This window comes from Halobacillus sp. A1-3 (assembly GCF_050971765.1).
Lineage (GTDB): Bacteria > Bacillota > Bacilli > Bacillales > Halobacillaceae > Halobacillus > Halobacillus mangrovi_B.
This window is the reverse complement of the sequence record NZ_JBPCEO010000003.1, coordinates 348,300-363,227: the sequence shown is the minus strand read 5'-3', so window position 1 is coordinate 363,227 and position 14,928 is coordinate 348,300. Positions and strand designations below refer to the sequence as shown.

Below are 14,928 nucleotides of genomic sequence, written 5' to 3'. Positions count from 1 at the left end.
ATTGCTCCCCGGGGAAACCTTCTTTCTAAAAGGAGGCAGTATCGATGCAACCGAACTATCAAGTATTTGGTGATGACGAACAAATGGGTGAATCTATCGACAGAATTAAAAGACACGGTGTAGATGAAGATAATATCTACATTCTATCTCATGACAATGACCATGTCAGACGTGCTAAAAGACAAACTGATGCCAATAAGATCGGTGTAAGCGAAACTGGTCTCGGTACAGCGACAAAGAATATTTTCCGTGGTAAAGATGATAAGTTGATTTCCAAGATGAAAGAGATTGGGTTCGAACAATCCACGGCTAAGGAACTGCACAAAGAATTAGAGAAGGGAAAAACCTTATTGGTCGTGACAAATGAAGAAGATGTCAAGTTTTAAATATTACATGATTCTTATTTAAAAGGCGGAGTGGTCACAACCATGGACCTCTCCGCTTCTGTTTATTAGACCAGTTTTTAATATACTGCAGCAGGTTCTTAATCAGTTGCTTCCCTTCCAGCGTCCCGATTGATTCTGGTTGGAAGTCCACCTATAATCTCCAATCATAAAAAAAGAACTGAGGGATTACCCCTCAGTTCCAAATAGACGACTTAGTCTTCTTTAGTAGCTTCTACATTGACCTCCAATTCAACCTCTTCTTCGTCTGTTGTATTGGATTCTTCTTCAGTCACAACAACATTTACAGCAGAGTCTTCATCTGCATGTTCTTTCGCCTGTTCGTCTGCTTTTTCATTAGCCTTAGCTTCTGCTTTCAGTTCAGAAGAAGTGTTTTGATCCTCTTCTTCATCTTCGTCAGCTTCAACGTCAGTGGACTCTTCGTCCTCTTCACGTACTTCAACCTCAGTAGACTCTTCATCTGTTGATTCCTCATCTTCTTCAGGCTCAGTAGATTCTTCTTCAACTACTTCAAGCTCAGGTACTTCTTCTTTGGCTGCTTCTTCAGTAGATTCCTCTTCTGTTCCTTCTTCTGTGACAGCTTCAGTAGTTTCTTCCTCAGTACCTTCTTCTTGAGTTTCTTCTACCTTATCTTCAGTTGCGTGAACAGCAGAGTTTGGTGCTGCGTTTTCTTTAGCTGTTTCGCTTGCGTTCTCGCTAGCTTTAGAGTGTGCTTTCTTAGTTAGACCTTTCTCTTTAGCAGTTTCAGCATCCTCATCTACTTCTGGTGCTTCTTCTTTTACTTCAGCTTCTTTAGGTTCTTCTGTTTTTTCTACTTTGGTTTCTTCTGAATCTGAAGATGTGTGTACAGCGGAGTTAGTTGACGCATTTTCATGAGCTTTTTCACTCGCGTTTTCACTGGCTTTTGAATGTGCCTTGTTGCTAAGGTCTTTCTTTTCTTCGTCTTGTTCTACTACTGGTTCGTCTAGTTTAATAACTTTTTCTTGAGTGTCTTCTTTCACTTCGACGACTTTTTCAGGCATGTTGGAATTGTCTTTCGCAGCTTCTGCTACATTTCCCCCTGCAAATAATCCAACGGAAAAAACACCTGCTGTAACGATCGTTTTAATGACTGTAGAATGGTTTCCTTTTACTAGTTTCATTTTTTAATTCGCTCCTTTATTTCATTTAGAATTTTTTAATTAGATTCTTATGAGAATAAAGAAGCATGTTTTGGCGGCATCCCTGGTGGAGCATTCATCCACTGGGTACGCATCATCTTATTGCGTGTGCCCAGGATATCGTGATGTAAATCAGAGCTGGAGGAGTGACCAGTAATGTCCCCCACAATCCAGAAAGTCTTCCCATCAAATGATGGACGATCCTTTCCATTCTTCCCTTGTGACGTTTGAGAAGAGGACAACAGGATTCCTTCATCATGGACAGGCGGTTCATTCGGCTGCTCAGCAGGATTAGGCTTTGGCAAGTGATTGAGGAATTGTTTAAATACATCCTTCTCTTTGTCAGCCTCTGGTCTATCTTCTACTGTATTAACATGATGCTCAGATTCCGATTGGTCTGATTTACGCTTCATCTGTTGAGATGAATCACCTGATGAATGTTCTTCTTGTTTGTTATGTATAACTTTCTCTTGGGCTTTTTCAGCCGGCTTTGGCTTATGTCTCTTTTGGCCTGGTTCACTTTTCTTAAGATGAGACTTCTTCCCTTTATCGGATTTAGAGTGCTCAGGACTATTACCGCCAGAAGGGTCAGGCTTCTGTTTATTTTGGTTTTCTCTCTTTATGTTTTTATTAGCTTTGGAACTCCGACCACGATCATCTGCCTGTTCTGATTGGGAATGTTCAGGTGGTTGATTCAATTGATCAGGCTTCTTCCGCTCTGTAGAAGCAGTCGTCTCTTTCGTCTTTTGCGCCTGATCCACTTCTCCGCTTTGAGTAGAACCCTTTTCCTGGTCACTCAGCGAAGTCCTATTTTGTGAGTTCTCATTACCCACAGCTCCCGCATCCTCTGGGCGATGGGCTTCAGAAGTTTGTTCTCCCTCTCCTTTTGTCTCATTCTCTTTCTCAGCAGAAACAGCAAAAGGAACAGCCGTTAGCACGATAAGAAAAGCAATACTTGCCATAACGGTTCGAAGGTTCAAAGGTTTCACCTCCTTTCAAGCGTTTTCATTTCTATTTATACTCATTAAGTTTTTCGACAATTTTTTTGACCGTTTTTCGACAAATTCCTAAATAATGATCAATTAGAATTACACCCCACCCTATTTTTACCATTAATAAAAAACTTCTCTGCCCGTTTGGACAGAGAAGCTTCATTTGCTCATATTCTATTATGCATTAGAAGTCGCTTCACGAGATTGATAGTTGTTTGTCGTTAATAGAGTTCCAACAATCAACACAATGACAGCAACCGGTACTGCGACAACAACACTGTTCACTTCAAATGGTTTTTGTAGAAGAACTTCCCAAGTAAGGGTAGCTACTACACCGGCAACCATGGAGCTTACACCGCCAATAACGTTGACACGCTTCCAGAAGAAGACAGCGAGCACAGCTGGCGTCAGACCTGCTCCGTAAACCGTATAAGCATACATTTGTACACTTAATACTGTTGGGAAGTAGCTGATAATGACAAAGGCCAGCAGTCCTAGGACAACGATAAAGATACGCGTCATGCCTAGAAGTTTTTTATCTGAAGCATCTTTATCTACGTAATTTTTATATAGGTCATACGTTAAGTTTGTAGCTGCTGATAACAGATACGAGTTTCCTGTTGTAATGATGAAGGAAGCAGCTGCCGCCAGCAAAATACCTCCAATGGCTACAGGCATCGCTACCGTAGTCGCCATAAGGGCCATTCCAGGATCGATGTCAGGGAATAGAGAACGGGATGCAAATGCGATCAATGAAATGGATGGAGAAATAACGATCATCGCAATCAACCATCCTAGTTGAGCGCGTTTAGCTGCTTTGTTCCCTTTAGATGAAGCAAGACGCTGATACATGTTTTGGTCACCTAAAAGCAAGAATAGAGACGGCAATAGATAACCGATCATTTGAATCGTCGTTAGCCCGCCAGTTGCACTCATGTGTGACTCGGGTACATTTGCGACGATTTCACTCCATCCTCCAGCGACGATGAAGATCGTCGGAACGGTAATGATTAATCCTCCAACCATTAAAAATCCACTGATGGCATCGGTCTGGGATACAGAACGCAGTCCACCGATCATCGCCAGGAAAATGATCATCCCTGCTCCGATCATCGTTCCGGCAGCAACAGACATGCCTGTCGTTAAGTTAAGAATAAAGCCGAAGCCTTTCATTTGATATGATACGATTCCTACATAAGCTAGGATTATAATGACACTCGCAAGGTTACGGGCTGTGCGACCGTATTTTGCTTCTAAAATTCCGGCAACAGTAAATTTCCCTTGTTCACGGATTTTAGGTGCAATGACATAAAGAATGATAATACCGACTAACGTTGGGAGCATCATCATAAAGGATGGCAGAATTCCATAACTGAAGGCCATAGAGGTCTCTCCGCCTGAAATACTTCCGCTTCCTGTCCATGTAGCTAATAGTGTTCCCATCAATACGAAAGGACCTAAGCTTTTACCGGCTAAAACGAAATCTTCACTTCCGGCTACTTTCTTCGACATAAATACGCCGATTCCAATCATTACTATTGCATAAATGGCCATAAACCATAAAAGAGTTGGATCTTGTTGCAGTTCCATAACTACTGAATCATCTCCTGATCGATTAGTACGCTGGTTCTTAGTTGAGGTGAATCGTTTCACACCGGCCGATATGTATCTGTCCTCTGAACACAACGCTACCTAATCTATCACACTTTCCACATTTGTAAAAATGGCTAAACCATGGGCAAAATGAGGCATTTAGAGCCGTTTTTCCTTGTTGGCACATTTTTACAACCATTCATGAAAGCGATAACGTCAGATGATCCAAAAATTGCTTTATTCTTATGAAATTTCTAATAAATCGACGAATCTGTGCCAGAATTTTATAGTGAAATTAGTTCTTTATGCCCACAAACAAAGAGCCGGTATCTCCAAAAAAGATACCAGCTCTCTGTCTATAAAATAGCTTTCATACGACTTTGAATCACATTTTTCAAAAGCAGCTTGCCATCATTGGTCCCAATGGATTCTGGGTGAAATTGGACTCCTTCGATAGGATACTCCAGGTGACGGATCCCCATGATTTCTCCTTCTACTGTAGCGGCTGTCACTTCAAAACAGTCCGGCAATCCAGGGAGGTCTACAATTAGAGAATGATAGCGCATCGCTTCCATCGGATTGTTCAACCCTTTATAAATGCCACTTCCATCATGAAAGATGTTGGAGGATTTCCCGTGCATCAACCGGTCTGCTCGAACGACATTGCCACCAAAAACCTGGGCAATCGCCTGGTGGCCAAGGCAGACCCCGAACATGGGGATTTTATCTTTATACCTTTCTATAACTTCTAAGGTCACCCCTGTTTCATCAGGGGAACATGGACCCGGGGATAGAAAAATTAAATCAGGCTTTAACTCGTCAATCTCTGCTAACTCGACTTTATCGTTTCGTCTGACAATCACTTCCTCACCAAGTTCACCTAAATACTGGACAAGGTTGTACGTAAACGAATCATAATGGTCGATCATATAAATCATCTCTGCTCTACTCCTCTCTGCTCTTGCTGTCTTACTTTACGAGTTCATGTATGCCAGCTGAAAAATCCTCTAAGGCTTCGTTTTCGTTTCCTTGCTGGACTTTTTCTAATCCGTCTTCAATTAAGCGGATGATTTTACTTCCAATAATCACTCCATCGGCATGTTCGCGGACTAGCTTTACATCATCATTAGACGAAACTCCAAATCCGACGGCTACGGGAACAGGGCTGTGTTCTTTCACTTTTTTAATGAAGGAAAGCGAGTCCGCTGACATTTCACCAGAGCGTTCTCCGGTTACGCCTAAAGTAGATACACAATAGAGAAAACCTCTCGCATGCTCAGCGATCTGCTTAATTCTAACATCAGAGTTCGGGGCTACAAGGGAAATGAACTCGATTCCTTTTTCTTCTGCTAGAGCTCGTACTTCTTCACTCTCTTCGTAAGGAAGGTCAGGAATCAATACACCCTCTGCTCCGTTTTCTTCTAACAGCTCGAAAAAGTGCTCATGTCCGAGCTGCAAAACAGGATTATAATACGTAAAAATCACAACAGGAATTTCAACACCATTTTTCCTGAGCTCTGGAACAAGCTGGATCGCTTTTCTCAATGACATTCCAGCATTCAATGCGCGCTTGGCTGCTCTCTGAATCGTCGGGCCGTCTGCTAATGGATCCGAGTAGGGCACGCCAAGCTCAAGGATATCGGCTCCCTCTTTCTGAAGGCGAAGGGCATATTGGATGGTCATTTCTGGAGTCGGATCACCGGCAACGACAAATGGGATGAACAAGTTCTCTGTTTTTGTCAGTTTCCCTTGGAATGAAGTTTTTGTGAGCATGTTATACCTCCTCCTGGAAATGATCCATCAATGTAGCCATATCCTTGTCACCACGGCCAGATAAGTTAATCAGGATCGTTTGGTCAGACGACATATCGCCAGCTTCCTTGAAGGCCTGTGCAAGCGCGTGGGCACTTTCGATTGCTGGAATAATGCCTTCTGTTTCTGTTAATAGTTTAAGAGCATCTAATGCTTCTTGATCGGTGATCGCTTCATAGCGGACCCGACGGGATTGGAAAAGATGCGCATGCTCAGGTCCGATGCCAGGGTAGTCCAATCCTGCTGAGATCGAATAAGGTTCAGTAATTTGTCCATTCTCATCCTGCATCAAATACGTCAAGGATCCGTGAATGACCCCCGGTGTTCCTTTTGATAAGGTCGCAGCATGTTCAGGTGTATCGATTCCTTTTCCAGCTGCTTCGACACCTACGAGCTCTGCTTCATCTTCTAAAAATGGATAAAACATGCCCATCGCATTACTTCCGCCGCCAACGCAGGCGTAAATGCGATCCGGAAGCTTCGGTTCTACTTCTAGGAACTGTTCTTTGGACTCGTCGCCGATTACCCGCTGGAAATCACGGACCATACGAGGATACGGATGGGGTCCGACAACTGAACCGATTAAATAGAAATGGTCTTCACAATTCGCTACCCAATAGCGGATCGCTTCGTTAGTGGCATCCTTCAATGTTCCATTTCCACTTGAAACAGAAACCACTTCAGCACCTAACAGCTTCATGCGGAAGACGTTCAGTTCCTGACGTCGAATGTCTTCTTCTCCCATGAACACTTTACATTCTAGTCCGAATTTCGCTGCTACCGTAGCAGAGGCTACCCCGTGCTGTCCGGCACCAGTTTCTGCGATGATTTTTTGTTTACCCATGCGCTTCGCCAATAACGCCTGTCCGATCGCGTTGTTCAATTTATGGGCACCTGTGTGATTCAAATCCTCTCGCTTCAGATAGATTTTTGCACCACCGAGATGCTCACTGATTTTATTTGCATAAGAAAGGGCGGTTGGTCGGCCGGCATACTCTTTTAATACGTGGTGATATTCTTCGATGAACGCTGGATCCTCCATCGCTTCGTCAAGTGCTGCTTCGAGCTCCTGCAGCGGCCCCATCAACGTTTCCGGGACGTACTTCCCGCCAAAATCTCCGAACCGGCCTTTAATGTCTGGAAAAACTTGCAACATTTTGTTCCACCTCTTTCATGATTGTTTGAACCTTGCTGAGATCTTTCTGTTCATTTTCTTCAATTCCGCTGGATAGATCGATGCCATCTGGTCTATAGGCTAACAATTCTCCAACGTTATCCGGATTGATTCCTCCGGCAATTAAGCAGGGTACACCTTGCTCTATCGCTAAATCCCTGTATTCAGGTACCGCTTCCCAGTCAAAACGAACACCGGTCCCACCGTGTGCTCCTTTCACTTTGGAATCGATCACGTATCCATCGGCAACTCCCTGGAAAAGATCCATCTGTTTTCGCCCTTCATTTTGATGGTGGATCACCTTCCAAACAGGCAATCCTGTCGCTTCCTTGATTTTCAGTAAATCGGAAACGGTCTCATTTCCATGAAGCTGTATCACATCCAAATCAACAAAATGAAGTACTTCTTCGATGACATCCATCCGGGGCTCTACAAATACTCCAACGAGTTTTTGTTTTGGTCGAATCTGCTTGACCCAGCGGCCTACTAGCTCTGGGCGTACATATCGTTTCGTTTTTCTTACGAAGATAAAGCCTAGATGAGTCGCATCTGAGGAAGATGTTTTTGCGACATCTGAAAGGGATCGGTTTCCACAAAATTTGACTAACGGCTCTCTCATCAGGCATTTTCTCCCTTCATCAAATTGTGCACGCCTTGTTTGATGTTTTGCTGTCTCATTAATGATTCTCCAACAAGCACCGCTTCTGCTCCGTACCCGACAACCTCCTGTAGATCCTCATAAGTGAATACGCCGCTTTCTGAAACAAGCAGAGACTCTTTTGGCGAAAGCTTTGCCATCCTCTCTGTCTGGGAAAGCTTTGTTTCAAACGTATGAAGATTCCGGTTATTAATTCCGAGGATTTCCGGGGTGAACTGAGCTAATACTTTTTCCAGCGTTTCTTCGCTGTGCACTTCAACTAAAGCTTCCATTCCAAGCTCCTGCGCCTGCAAATACAATTCATGCAGTTGGTGGGCTTCAAGAGCTTCTCCAATAAGCAAAATGGCATCAGCACCGATATAGGCGCTTTCTGCCACTTGGATGGAATCAATAATGAAGTCTTTTCGTAAGACAGGAACATCGACGACCTGCTTGATGTTTGTCAGAAAGTCACGATGTCCTTGGAAAAAGTGCTGATCCGTTAAAACAGAAATGGCCTGCACCCCTGCCTCATTGTAATCGTGTGCGATCCGGACAGGGTTGAAATCCTCTCTAATAATCCCTTTCGATGGAGAAGCTTTTTTCACTTCTGCAATCAGTCCCGCCTCGAAGGGGGAGTTTTTCAACGATTGATATAATGAATGATGTTTGAATGTTTGTTCTTCTGGAAGAAACAGACGATCGATTTCTTGTTTCTTCACAGCTAGTATGGTTTCAAGCATATTGGCGATTCTCCTTTTCAACAGCAATGGATTCGAAGTAAGCAAAAGTCACTCCCGTCTGAATGGCTTTTTGCACCTGATATACTCCTTCGCTAAGGTCCTCCACTTTTCCTGCTACATAAAGGCCTGCAGCAGCATTCAACGTAACAATTGTCATCGCACTTTCATTCGCCTGACCGGAGAGAACGTTGTAAATCATGGCAGCACTTTCTTCTGTCTTGCTGATTTGAATATCTTCCAGGCTGCCTCTCTCTAGACCAAAGTCTTCTGGAGTGATTGTGAATCTCGTAATCTCACCGTCTTTAAGCTCAACGATATCAGTCGCTCCTGTGACCGTGATTTCATCAAGACCATCGCGTCCAGTGGCAAGCAAGACGTGTTTTGATCCTAGTTTGTGAAGCGTCTCTGCCATTTTCTCAGCGTGCGACGTATCATAGATTCCTAGCAGCTGGCGTTTGGCATTCGCAGGGTTGGACATTGGCCCTAAGAGATTAAACACGGTACGGAAGCCTAATTCCTGTCTCGCTGGTCCAGCATGCTTCATCGCCTGGTGATAGATCGGAGCGAACATAAACGTCATGCCTTTATCAGCAATGGCCTTCGCACCTTGTTCTGGAGTACTGTCAATAGGAATTCCGAGTGTTTCCAGTACGTCAGCACTTCCGCTCTTTGAAGATACTTTACGATTTCCGTGCTTTGCTATTTTCACACCCATACTTGCAAGTACGATCGAAACCGCTGTAGAAATATTAAAGGTGGACGCTCCGTCTCCTCCTGTTCCACAGGTATCCACGAGATCTTCTTCATCAGTGTCAATCTTGGTCATGTTCTCTCTCATCGCACGGACAAATCCGGTCATTTCCTCAACCGTTTCACCGCGGTAGCGCATAATGCTCAACATGCTCATCAACTGACCTGTCGTCATGTTGCCATTCATAATCTGGTCCATGGTTGCAAAAGCGTCTGTCTCGTTTAAGGTTTCTCCAGCTACAACTCTGCTCAATAATTCTTTCATTTACTCTCCACTCCTTCTCTACTCGTCTCAAAAACATGCTCAGCTAACTGGATCGTTCGTTTAAGGGCACTCGCTTTATTTAACGTTTCTTGATACTCAGCTTCCGGGTCAGAATCAGCGACAACACCAGCGCCTGCCTGAATATAAAGGTGCTCGTTTATCAATGTCATCGTCCGGATCGTAATACAGGAGTCGATATTGCCATCAAATCCTAAGTATAAAATGCCGCCGCCATAAAGGTTTCGCGGTGTCGGTTCTAATTCTCTCAAAATCTGCATCGCTCTTACCTTAGGCGCTCCAGATAACGTACCGGCTGGAAAAGCTGAAATCAGTGCGTCGATTGGAGAAATATCTTGTTTCAAATCTCCGGTCACCTTACTGATAATGTGCATCACTTTGGAAAAACGCCCAATGGTCAAATATTCGCTGACATCGACCGTTCCATATTCAGCTACCCGGCCAATATCATTTCTGGCAAGGTCGACAAGCATCCGGTGTTCGGCCAGTTCTTTTTCATCGGATAAAAGTTCTTCGGCTAATGCATCATCCTTTTCCGGCGTTTCGCCACGCTTTCTCGTTCCTGCTATGGGATGGATTTCAAGCTTGCCGTTGCGCACTTCGAGTAATCGCTCAGGAGAGCTGCCGATGACTTCTAATTCATTCATTTTTAAATAAAACATATAAGGGGATGGGTTGACTTTTCTTAATACACGGTAGAGTTCGAAGCCACTCCGCTTCGTTTCTGTATGAAAACGTTGAGACAAAACGGCCTGAAAAATATCACCGGCAAGAATATACTCCTTGATCTTGTCTACGTCTTTTTTGAACTGTACATGTTCGTAATTACTGTCGAGCACTAGGTCCTTCTCATCAGGCACGTCTTCAGTCAGCATCAAATCCGTTAGTCCATGGTGATTCATCAAGCGATGCTGAACCGCCTTGATTCGCCGTTTGGCCGCATCGTAGGCTTCTTCTTTTGTAGAGTGCTCATCGAGTCTTGAAAAAGAAAGGATTGTCGTTTCTTTCGTTCTATGATGGTAAGCAATCAACGTCTTACAAAATAATAGATGATAGTTTGATAAGTTCAAATCATCTTCGATCGCTTCTGGTACAGGCTCATAATCAGATATGGCGTCATAGCTGATGTAGCCGACACCTCCGCCTGTAAAAGGAAGCGGAATATCAGGGATCTTTACATCCAGCTGATCAACGACTTTGTTAAACGCTTCTTTAAACGTTCTCGCTCTTTCTTCGCGATCCTCATTAAAATCTGAAACAACGAAGGAAGACCCTTGCTCTTTAATTTCCATCATCGGGTCTAGTCCGATAAATGAATAATTGGACCATGGCGATTCTGGATCCTGACTTTCTAGCATATAGACTGCTTCTTCTTTCAATGCGTGAAACATGTGAATCGGTGTAAGGGTATCCGTGTAAAAAGATTGAATAATAGGAATAGTTCGATGCGTAGAAGCATCATTTATAAAAGATTCAAACGTGGTCATGGGCTCACCTCTCCATATAAGTTTATGGAGAATGAGACGTTGAGGGTAAACTAGTGGAGGATGAAAAAAACGGCCAGGCAATCGCTTACGGCTCCTTTTGTCCGGCGATTCCTATGCTCTCTCTGCTCAGCTCATCCAAAACCTCAACTCATCTTCTCTCATTCTCATCTCAGCTAATCTCATCGAAATACTTTTTAACAGTCTATAAAATTCAGACAATAATGTCAACAGTCCGGATTAATGTATGCAGAGTACTCACGGTTAGGTGAGGGAATGCTGAAAAAAAGTTAAATTTCTTTGAACGGATTGGTTTGGTCATACGTCTTATAGATAGGTCGGAAAAGAGGATTGATCATGGATTCAATTATCAAGCGTGCAAAACAAGGGGATCAAGAGGCTTTAGCACAGCTTTTGAAAGAGCACTACAGCTTCATTGTGAAATATATGTGGAAATTGAGCGGCGATGAACAAGTGGCTTATGACGTTACCCAGGAAGCCTTGGTCAAAGCGATTCAAAAAATTCATCAATACAGAGGGAAATCGAGCTTTTCAACTTGGCTAATCCAAATCGCTACCTACACTTACTTGGATACAAAAAGGCAGCTAAAACGCAGGCAGTCTTATGAGAATAAGGAAAAAGCTCGATTGATGCATGAACCGATATCAGCCTCTCTCCCAGATGAATGGTATGACGTTCAGGAAGCTTTATGGAAATTAGAAGATGATCATCGGATTCCCATCCTGTTGAAGCACTACTATGGATATGATTATGAAGAGATCGCCAAGATGACGAAAGTAAAAGCGGGCACAGTAAAGTCCCGTGTCCATTACGGACTAGAAAAACTTAGGAAGGAGCTCTACTCTCATGACCGAAAACAAGAAAACGGATGATATGGAACAATTGCTGAACGAAGCCTCTCTTCATACAGATGAAAACCTCCATGTAGATGAACCTTCAACGGAATTTTTTGAACAGATGGTACAGCAGCAAACAGAAGCCCGGTACCGAAGGCTCTGGATTGAATTAGCTTGCTTATGGATTATCGCTCTTCTTTGCTTGAGTGTGCTCGCGATTACGGTAGTCTACGCTCCTCTTTTATTCGTAGTGATCCAAATTTTATCCATCGTTATTTTAGGTGGATATTTTGTTAAAGAAAGTTCAAGAATGGTGGCGTGGAAACAATGATCCATTACGGACCGGAAGAGATCCCCTTTTGGGGCATCATCCTTATTGCACTCATTTTACTCACTCAGAGTTCTATTTTATTTATAAAAGCTAGAAAAATAGGAAAAGTTCCGTGGCTCTGGGGAATCGTTGGTTTAATCCAATTCCCTGTACCAAGTATTGTATTTTGGATATTGCTTAAAACTGCCTGGAAAGACCGATCTAAAGAGGAGGGTCGTCCCTCATGAAGATGCTGCTTCTGTTTCTCGCTATTCTAAGCCAGCTTACCGCTTATGTATTAATATTCTTTTATCTATGGCCAGGGCTCATTCTCTTACTCTGTTCGTATGTATTTCTGGCCATCATTTTAATTTATTTAATTCGTGAAAGACGACAGGAAAAATTGGAGGAATTAGAAAATGATTATCGTGACTACTGATTTTGTTCCAGGTTTTGAAGTGAAAGAGCTGAAAGGATTTGTTAGAGGAAGTACCGTTCAGTCGAAGAATATCGGAAGAGATATTTTAGCTGGACTGAAAAATGTCGTCGGCGGTGAAATCAAAGATTATACGAAGATGATGGATGAAGCCAGACAGCAAGCGATCGGCCGAATGATTCAGCATGCAGAGGAAAAAGGGGCAGACGCGATTATAACCGTACGACTTGAAACTTCAAGTGTAACGAGTGCAGCTTCAGAGATCATCGCTTACGGCACAGCGGTTACTCTAGAGAAAAAGGATTGAATTAACTCTATAAATCTATCTGAGAGGAGGGATCTATCATGCTAATGACTCAAAATATCATTCAGGTGCTGCAAGATAACATCGCTATTTTGGCCCCGCTGTTTATCATTCAATTGATTCTTTTGGTGACAGCGATCATAAGCCTGGTGAAAGCAGACGAAACGAATGGACCGAAATGGATGTGGGTACTTATCATTTTATTCTTTAACATTCTCGGTCCTATCGCTTACTTCATTTTTGGAAGGAGACTTGATGCATGATTTCTGTCACTAATCTCACAAAAACCTACGATAAAAAGCCTGCTGTCGATGATGTTTCTTTCTCCTTAGAAAAAGGGAAATGTATCGCACTGCTCGGACCGAATGGAGCAGGTAAAACGACGACGCTGCGGATGATGGCAGGTCTCATCTCTCCTTCTAAAGGGAAAGTAGCGCTTCAGGATTCGAAGGTTAACGATATACGTGTCCATATCGGCTACTTGCCTCAGCATCCACACTTTCATTCATGGATGACAGGAAAAGAATTTCTCATGTATGTCGGCAGACTTGCTCACCTTTCAACGAAGGATGCTGCCGTACGTTCCGAAGAGCTCTTAAAACGTGTCGGCATTGCCGATGCGAAAAATAGACGAATCGGAAAATATTCCGGAGGCATGAAGCAGCGGTTAGGCATCGCCCAGGCCCTAATTCATAACCCTAAGCTATTGATGCTCGATGAGCCAGTCTCTGCTCTTGACCCTATAGGACGCCGGGATGTACTCGACTTGATGGAAGAGTTAAAGCACGAAACAACGATTCTCTACTCGACGCATATCCTCAGTGATGCCGAAGAAGCTAGCGATGAAATTCTTCTTATGCATAAGGGTCGTATCGTTGAGTCGGGAACGCTTGAAAAGGTAAAAAACAAACATCAGGTGGATAAAGTTTCTGTGCGATTTTCTGAACAGACAGAGGTTTATAAAAAAGAGCTTGAGGCGCTTAATTTTGTCACACGTTCTGAAACACATAAACAGATGATTCACTTATATGTGACGGATACCGAAGCTGCACGGGATGAGATCTTATCTTTAGCAAGCCAGCACAAGTGGCCGCTTCAACATTTCGAAATCGGTCAGACGACGCTTGAAGACTTATTCATGAAGGTGGTGCATACGGATGCAATGGATGACTCTATTTAGAAAAGAACTTCTGGAATCATGGAGAAATTTTAAATGGATCTGGGTACCATTAGTTTTCATTCTATTGTCTATTATTGATCCGCTGTCCACCTATTACCTGCCGCAAATTCTAGAATCGACAGGCGGACTTCCGGAAGGAGCGACGATTGATATTCCAACTCCTCCTCCTAATCAAGTGTTTCTGATGAGTATTTCTCAACTGAATATGCTCGGTGTGCTTGTCATTGCTTTAATTTCTATGGGAACAATCGCCGGGGAAAGGAAAAGCGGTGTAGCAGAACTTATTCTTGTGAAGCCAGTCTCCTATTTCTCTTACGTAACAGCCAAATGGACCGCTTATGTCCTGCTTGTGCTTGTCGCACTTTTGTTCGGGCTTTTAGCAAGCTGGTATTATGTAAATTTATTATTCGGAGACGTGTCGTTCGCCGATTTGACCAGTACTTTTGGACTTTTTGGCATTTGGCTTGCCTTCCTTTTGACCATTAGTATCTTTATGAATGCACTGACGAAATCACCGGGGCTTGTGCTGTTCTACACAATGGCAACGCTGATTATCCTTTCAACCTTAAGCAGTGCGTTCTCGCATTTGGTTGAATGGAGCCCTGCCATGATCAGTACTTACTTAAGAGCGATGGTCACGACAGGAAACACTCCCAATGAACTGTGGGGGACATTAACGGTTACTATTGGCTTAATGATTCTATTGCTCGTTAGTGCTGCCTTTACATTAAAAAGAAAAGAAATCGCCTAACTATTACAATCTTCCCCTTTTTACAGGCGGAAGATTTGTTATTTCTAAAAGAGGGGA

Annotated in this window: 18 protein-coding genes; 8 read left to right on the top strand and 10 right to left on the bottom strand. The window is 43.3% G+C overall.

Annotation, left to right across the window (positions count from 1 at the left end):
- Positions 1-44 precede the first annotated feature (44 nt).
- Entirely contained in the window at positions 45-386 is a 342-nt protein-coding gene (locus tag ACRYKC_RS07280) for a YflT domain-containing protein (RefSeq protein ID WP_433806072.1), read from the top strand.
- A 212-nt stretch (positions 387-598) separates the two neighbouring features.
- Here the strand turns inward: ACRYKC_RS07280 and ACRYKC_RS07275 are convergent, their stop codons facing one another.
- The 10 genes from ACRYKC_RS07275 to trpE form a co-directional block, all read right to left on the bottom strand.
- Entirely contained in the window at positions 599-1,546 is a 948-nt protein-coding gene (locus ACRYKC_RS07275; RefSeq protein ID WP_433806071.1) for a hypothetical protein, read from the bottom strand.
- A gap of 47 nt (positions 1,547-1,593) precedes the next feature.
- Positions 1,594-2,544 (bottom strand): hypothetical protein, encoded by a 951-nt coding sequence (locus ACRYKC_RS07270; RefSeq protein ID WP_433806070.1) that lies wholly within the window; start codon positions 2,542-2,544, stop codon positions 1,594-1,596.
- Positions 2,545-2,733: 189 nt separating this feature from the next.
- Positions 2,734-4,146: a sodium:solute symporter family protein gene (locus tag ACRYKC_RS07265; RefSeq protein ID WP_433806188.1), complete on the bottom strand. Its 1,413-nt coding sequence runs from the start codon at positions 4,144-4,146 to the stop codon at positions 2,734-2,736.
- Between the two features lie 359 nt (positions 4,147-4,505).
- The gene (locus ACRYKC_RS07260) at positions 4,506-5,087 is read right to left on the bottom strand and encodes an anthranilate synthase component II (RefSeq protein ID WP_085030772.1); all 582 of its coding nucleotides are present in this window, start codon (positions 5,085-5,087) and stop codon (positions 4,506-4,508) included.
- Positions 5,088-5,118: 31 nt separating this feature from the next.
- Complete coding sequence (trpA, locus tag ACRYKC_RS07255; RefSeq protein ID WP_433806069.1) at positions 5,119-5,922, bottom strand: tryptophan synthase subunit alpha; 804 nt, start codon at positions 5,920-5,922, stop codon at positions 5,119-5,121.
- 1 nt (position 5,923) lies between these two features.
- Complete coding sequence (trpB, locus tag ACRYKC_RS07250) at positions 5,924-7,117, bottom strand: tryptophan synthase subunit beta (protein WP_433806068.1); 1,194 nt, start codon at positions 7,115-7,117, stop codon at positions 5,924-5,926.
- A complete protein-coding gene (locus ACRYKC_RS07245) occupies positions 7,092-7,754 on the bottom strand; it encodes a phosphoribosylanthranilate isomerase (protein WP_433806067.1) in 663 nt (220 codons plus the stop codon). Before ACRYKC_RS07245 ends, trpB begins: the two co-directional genes overlap by 26 nt.
- Complete coding sequence (gene trpC / locus ACRYKC_RS07240) at positions 7,754-8,515, bottom strand: indole-3-glycerol phosphate synthase TrpC (protein ID WP_433806066.1); 762 nt, start codon at positions 8,513-8,515, stop codon at positions 7,754-7,756. Before trpC ends, ACRYKC_RS07245 begins: the two co-directional genes overlap by 1 nt.
- Positions 8,508-9,530, bottom strand: a complete 1,023-nt coding sequence (gene trpD / locus ACRYKC_RS07235) for an anthranilate phosphoribosyltransferase (protein WP_433806065.1) — start codon at positions 9,528-9,530, stop codon at positions 8,508-8,510. The genes trpC and trpD overlap by 8 nt, the downstream gene beginning before the upstream one ends.
- Positions 9,527-11,035 (bottom strand): anthranilate synthase component I, encoded by a 1,509-nt coding sequence (trpE, locus tag ACRYKC_RS07230; protein WP_433806064.1) that lies wholly within the window; start codon positions 11,033-11,035, stop codon positions 9,527-9,529. Before trpE ends, trpD begins: the two co-directional genes overlap by 4 nt.
- A gap of 354 nt (positions 11,036-11,389) precedes the next feature.
- Between trpE and sigY the strand changes: the two genes are divergently transcribed.
- The 7 genes from sigY to ACRYKC_RS07195 all read left to right on the top strand — a co-directional run bounded on the left by sigY (position 11,390) and on the right by ACRYKC_RS07195 (position 14,871).
- On the top strand, positions 11,390-11,926 hold the full coding sequence (sigY, locus tag ACRYKC_RS07225; protein WP_433806063.1) for an RNA polymerase sigma factor SigY: 537 nt from the start codon (positions 11,390-11,392) through the stop codon (positions 11,924-11,926).
- Positions 11,901-12,221 (top strand): YxlC family protein, encoded by a 321-nt coding sequence (locus ACRYKC_RS07220; protein WP_433806062.1) that lies wholly within the window; start codon positions 11,901-11,903, stop codon positions 12,219-12,221. The genes sigY and ACRYKC_RS07220 overlap by 26 nt, the downstream gene beginning before the upstream one ends.
- Before the next feature lie 223 nt (positions 12,222-12,444).
- Positions 12,445-12,639 (top strand): hypothetical protein, encoded by a 195-nt coding sequence (locus ACRYKC_RS07215; RefSeq protein WP_433806061.1) that lies wholly within the window; start codon positions 12,445-12,447, stop codon positions 12,637-12,639.
- A complete protein-coding gene (locus ACRYKC_RS07210; RefSeq protein ID WP_433806060.1) occupies positions 12,620-12,943 on the top strand; it encodes a YbjQ family protein in 324 nt (107 codons plus the stop codon). The genes ACRYKC_RS07215 and ACRYKC_RS07210 overlap by 20 nt, the downstream gene beginning before the upstream one ends.
- 38 nt (positions 12,944-12,981) lie before the next feature.
- On the top strand, positions 12,982-13,203 hold the full coding sequence (locus tag ACRYKC_RS07205) for a PLD nuclease N-terminal domain-containing protein (protein WP_433806059.1): 222 nt from the start codon (positions 12,982-12,984) through the stop codon (positions 13,201-13,203).
- Positions 13,200-14,120 (top strand): ABC transporter ATP-binding protein, encoded by a 921-nt coding sequence (locus ACRYKC_RS07200; RefSeq protein WP_433806058.1) that lies wholly within the window; start codon positions 13,200-13,202, stop codon positions 14,118-14,120. Before ACRYKC_RS07205 ends, ACRYKC_RS07200 begins: the two co-directional genes overlap by 4 nt.
- Positions 14,098-14,871, top strand: coding sequence for an ABC transporter permease (locus ACRYKC_RS07195; RefSeq protein ID WP_433806057.1), 774 nt, complete (start codon positions 14,098-14,100; stop codon positions 14,869-14,871). Before ACRYKC_RS07200 ends, ACRYKC_RS07195 begins: the two co-directional genes overlap by 23 nt.
- Positions 14,872-14,928: the final 57 nt, after the last annotated feature.